Below are 4,060 nucleotides of genomic sequence, written 5' to 3' on the forward strand. Positions count from 1 at the left end.
CAGCGCGAGCGATCGGTCTCAACTTCGGTCAGGTCATGCGCTACGTCGTCCTGCCGCAGGCCACGCGCTCGGTGGTCCCGCCGATGATGAGCGTCCTCATCGCCCTCATGAAGAACACCACGGTGGCGGCCGGCTTCTCGGTCGTCAACCTCGGCACCATCCGCGCGGCACTCAGCGAGCGCGGCGAGAACGCGCTCGTCGTCCTGCTGTGGGTCATGGTCATCTTCGTGGTCCTGGTGCTGCTGCTCGCCTGGGTGCAGCGAACGCTCGAGAACAAGTGGAGGATCGCGCGATGAGTTCCGTCCTGTTCGACGTCCCCGGCCCCCGTGCCATCGCCCGCAACCGCCTCATCGGAGTCGCGACGGTGCTCGTCGTCCTCGCCGTGCTCGGCTGGGTCGTGTGGCGGCTGTTCGCCACGGGGCAGTTCACCGCAGAGAAGTGGAACATCTTCACGTTCTCCGCCGTCTGGGTCCGTTTCGGCGAAGGCCTGCTGGCCACGCTGGCCGCCTTCGGGGCCGCCGGCGTCGGTTCGATCATCCTCGGCTTCGTGCTCGGCATCGGTCGTCTCTCGGAGCATGCCTGGGTGCGTGAGCCGGTCCGCTGGATCATCGAGGTGCTGCGGGCCGTGCCCGTCCTCGTGCTCATGATGCTGCTGTACTACGGCCTTCCCGTGCTCGGCGTGAAGATGCCGCCCTACTGGGCGGTCGTGATCGCGCTCATCGTCTACAACGGGTCGGTGCTGGCCGAGGTGCTGCGGGCCGGCATCGAGTCGCTGCCCCGCGGACAGTCCGAGGCGGGATACGCGATCGGACTGCGCAAGACCGGGGTGATGTACTTCATCCTGATCCCGCAGGCCGTGCGGGCCATGATGCCCGTGATCATCGCGCAGCTCGTCGTCGCGCTGAAGGACACGGCGCTCGGGTTCATCATCACGTACCAGGAACTCCTCTACGTGATCAACCAGATCGGCAACCAGGCGCCCTACGGCTCCCCGTTGATCCCCGCCGCGATCATCGGCGGATCGATGTACGTGGCCGTGTGTCTCCTGCTCTCCTACGTCGCCTACCGCCTGCAGCGTCGCGCCAAGCGCTCGCCGAAGGCCGGACCCGCAGTGCCCGATCCCCGTCAGCACGGCGGCGAGACGAACACCTCGCTCATCGTGCTGCAGGGGGACGGGGCCGAGCCGACGCGCTGATCAGCGAAAGGGACCCACGCGCCCCCGGTAGACTCGATTCTCGTGTCAGAGTCTCCTGAAATCACCCCGGAAGCGGTCGAAGCCGCTGTCGCCGACGCCCTCGCGGCGATCGCCGCAGCCGCCGACACCGCCGAGCTGAAGGCGGCTCGCGCCGCACACGTCGCGGAGGGTTCGCCGCTCGCGGTCTTGAACGCCTCGATGCGCCAGGTCGCCCCCGAGAACAAGGCCGCGTTCGGCAAGCTCGTGGGGCAGGGGCGCGGGCAGGTGACGCAGGCGCTCGCCGCCAAGGAGGCCGAGCTGGCCGCAGCCGAGGTCGCTGCGCGTCTCGAGTCCGAGCGCGTCGACATCACGGCGGTGCCCTCGCGCACGCGGGTCGGCGCCCGGCACCCGCTCACGCTGCTCCAGGACCAGGTCTGCGACATCTTCGTCGGCATGGGCTGGGAGATCGCGGAGGGACCGGAGCTCGAGCACGAGTGGTTCAACTTCGACGCCCTGAACTTCGACGTCGACCACCCTGCCCGCCAGGAGCAGGACACGTTCTACGTCGACCCGCCCTCGCGCCACCTCGTCATGCGAACGCACACGAGCCCGGTGCAGGTGCGCTCGATGCTCGACCGCGACGTGCCGATCTACGTGCTGTGCCCGGGGCGCGTGTACCGCACCGACGAGTTCGACGCCACGCACCTGCCGGTGTTCACCCAGTTCGAGGGTCTCGTGATCGACAAGGGCATCACGATGGCGCACCTCAAGGGCACGCTCGACCACTTCGCGAAGCAGCTGTTCGGCCCCGAGGCCGAGACGCGCTTCCGCACCAACTACTTCCCCTTCACCGAGCCCTCCGCCGAGCTCGACCTGTGGCACCCGACTTTCAAGGGCGGCGCGCGCTGGATCGAGTGGGGCGGCTGCGGCATGGTCAACCCGAACGTGCTGCGCGCCGCCGGGATCGACCCCGAGGTGTACAGCGGCTTCGCGTTCGGCATGGGCATCGAGCGGGGACTGATGTTCCGCAGCGATGTGCAGGACATGCGCGACATGGCCGAGGGTGATGTCCGTTTCAGCGAGCAGTTCGGGATGGTGGTGTGATGCGCGTCCCGCTTTCGTGGTTGCGTGAGTACGTCGATCTGGCAGTGGATGCCACGCCGGAGGATGTCCTCGCGGCGCTGGTGACCGTCGGCTTCGAAGAGGAGGACGTGCACCGCTTCGAGATTTCGGGCCCGGTCGTCGTCGGCCAGGTCGTCTCGATCGAGGCCGAGCCGCAGTCCAACGGCAAGACCATCAACTGGTGCCAGGTCGACGTGGGCGAGGAGAACGGCGGCATCCGCGGGATCGTCTGCGGTGCGCACAACTTCGTCGCCGGCGACAAGGTCGTAGTCACCCTCCCCGGCGCCGTGCTGCCGGGGCCGTTCCCGATCGCCGCCCGCAACACCTACGGTCACGTCTCCGACGGCATGATCGCCTCGGCGCGCGAACTGGGCCTGGGCGACGAGCACAACGGCATCGTCGTGCTCTCCGACCTCGGCATCGATGCGCCGGTCGGCGCCGACGCGATCGCGCTGCTGGGCCTCGACGACGTCGCGGTCGAGATCAACGTCACCCCCGACCGCGGCTACGCGTTCTCCCTGCGCGGGGTGGCCCGCGAGTACGCGCACGCCACGGGGGCGGCCTTCCGCGACCCGGCGGAGCGCGACTTCGCGGAGCTGCAGCCCGGCACCGGACACACGACCGTGGTCGATGACGTCGCCCCCGTGCGTGGCCGCGTCGGCGCGAGCGAGTTCGTGACCCGCGTCGTGCGCGACGTCGACCCCTCACGTCCGACTCCGCCGTGGATGATCGCGCGGCTCAGCCTCGCGGGCATGCGCTCGCTGGGCATCCTGATCGACATCACCAACTACGTGATGCTCGAACTGGGGCAGCCGCTGCACGGCTACGACCTCGACAAGCTCGCGGGCGGCATCACGGTCCGCCGCGCCGCCCCCGGCGAGAAGATGACCACCCTCGACGGCGTCGAGCGCGCGCTGCACGTCGAAGACCTGCTCATCACCGACGGGTCCGGCCCGATCGGCCTCGCCGGCGTCATGGGCGGCGGAACGACCGAGATGAGCGAGACCACGCGCAACGTGCTCATCGAGGCGGCGAACTTCGACCCGATCACGATCGCCCGCACCGCGCGTCGACACAAGCTGCCGAGTGAGGCCTCCAAGCGCTTCGAGCGCGGTGTGGACCCGCTCATCCCGTTCGTCGCCGCGCGCCGTGCAGCCGACCTGATGGTCGAGCTCGCCGGGGGCACGCTGACCGAAGAGGGCGGTGCGCTCTTCGCCGAGGTCTTCGTCGAAGCGATCGAGCTCCCCGCGGGCTTCGTGCAGGGACTCATCGGCGTCGACTACACCGACGACGAGATCACCGGTGCGCTCACCACGATCGGCGCGGATGTCACCGCCTCGGAGGAGGGCTCCGGCTGGACCGTGATCCCGCCGACCTGGCGCCCCGACCTCACCGACAAGTGGACGCTCGCCGAGGAGGTCGCCCGCATCCACGGACTCGACCGCATCCCCTCGGTGCTGCCGACGCCGCCGTCCGGCCGCGGGCTCACGGCGCACCAGCAGGGACGCCGCCGCGTGGCCGACGCGCTGGCCGCCGCCGGCCTGGTGGAGACTCCGTCCTTCCCGTTCACCACGGAGGCGCAGAACGACCTGCACGGCTCCGCCTCGGGAGAGCACCTGCCGAGCATCCGGCTGGCGAACCCGCTCGACGGGCAGGCACCGTTCCTGCGCCGCTCGCTCATCCCCGGTCTGCTGCAGACCGCGCATCGCAACATCTCGCGCGGCCTCACCGATCTCGCGATCTTCGAGACGGGTGCCGTGTTCC

At 69.5% G+C, this 4,060-nt stretch carries 4 protein-coding genes; all 4 read left to right on the top strand.

Features of this window, described 5'->3' with window-relative positions; genetic code table 11:
• The coding region (locus ACNPM4_RS08600; protein WP_448985402.1) for an ABC transporter permease subunit at positions 1-296 on the top strand (296 nt) is incomplete at its 5' end.
• The gene (locus tag ACNPM4_RS08605; RefSeq protein ID WP_029262478.1) at positions 293-1,195 is read left to right on the top strand and encodes an amino acid ABC transporter permease; all 903 of its coding nucleotides are present in this window, start codon (positions 293-295) and stop codon (positions 1,193-1,195) included. The genes ACNPM4_RS08600 and ACNPM4_RS08605, both read left to right, overlap by 4 nt.
• A gap of 42 nt (positions 1,196-1,237) precedes the next feature.
• The gene (pheS, locus tag ACNPM4_RS08610; protein ID WP_448985403.1) at positions 1,238-2,278 is read left to right on the top strand and encodes a phenylalanine--tRNA ligase subunit alpha; all 1,041 of its coding nucleotides are present in this window, start codon (positions 1,238-1,240) and stop codon (positions 2,276-2,278) included.
• A partial coding sequence (gene pheT / locus ACNPM4_RS08615; RefSeq protein ID WP_448985404.1) for a phenylalanine--tRNA ligase subunit beta occupies positions 2,278-4,060 on the top strand: 1,783 nt, incomplete at its 3' end. The genes pheS and pheT, both read left to right, overlap by 1 nt.

The sequence above is a fragment of the Microbacterium umsixpiens genome (genome assembly GCF_053543675.1).

Excerpts from the sequence above, each read along its gene's own strand:
- ACNPM4_RS08605 (WP_029262478.1), top strand. The coding sequence starts at position 293 with ATGAGTTCCGTCCTGTTCGACGTCCCCGGCCCCCGTGCCATCGCCCGC.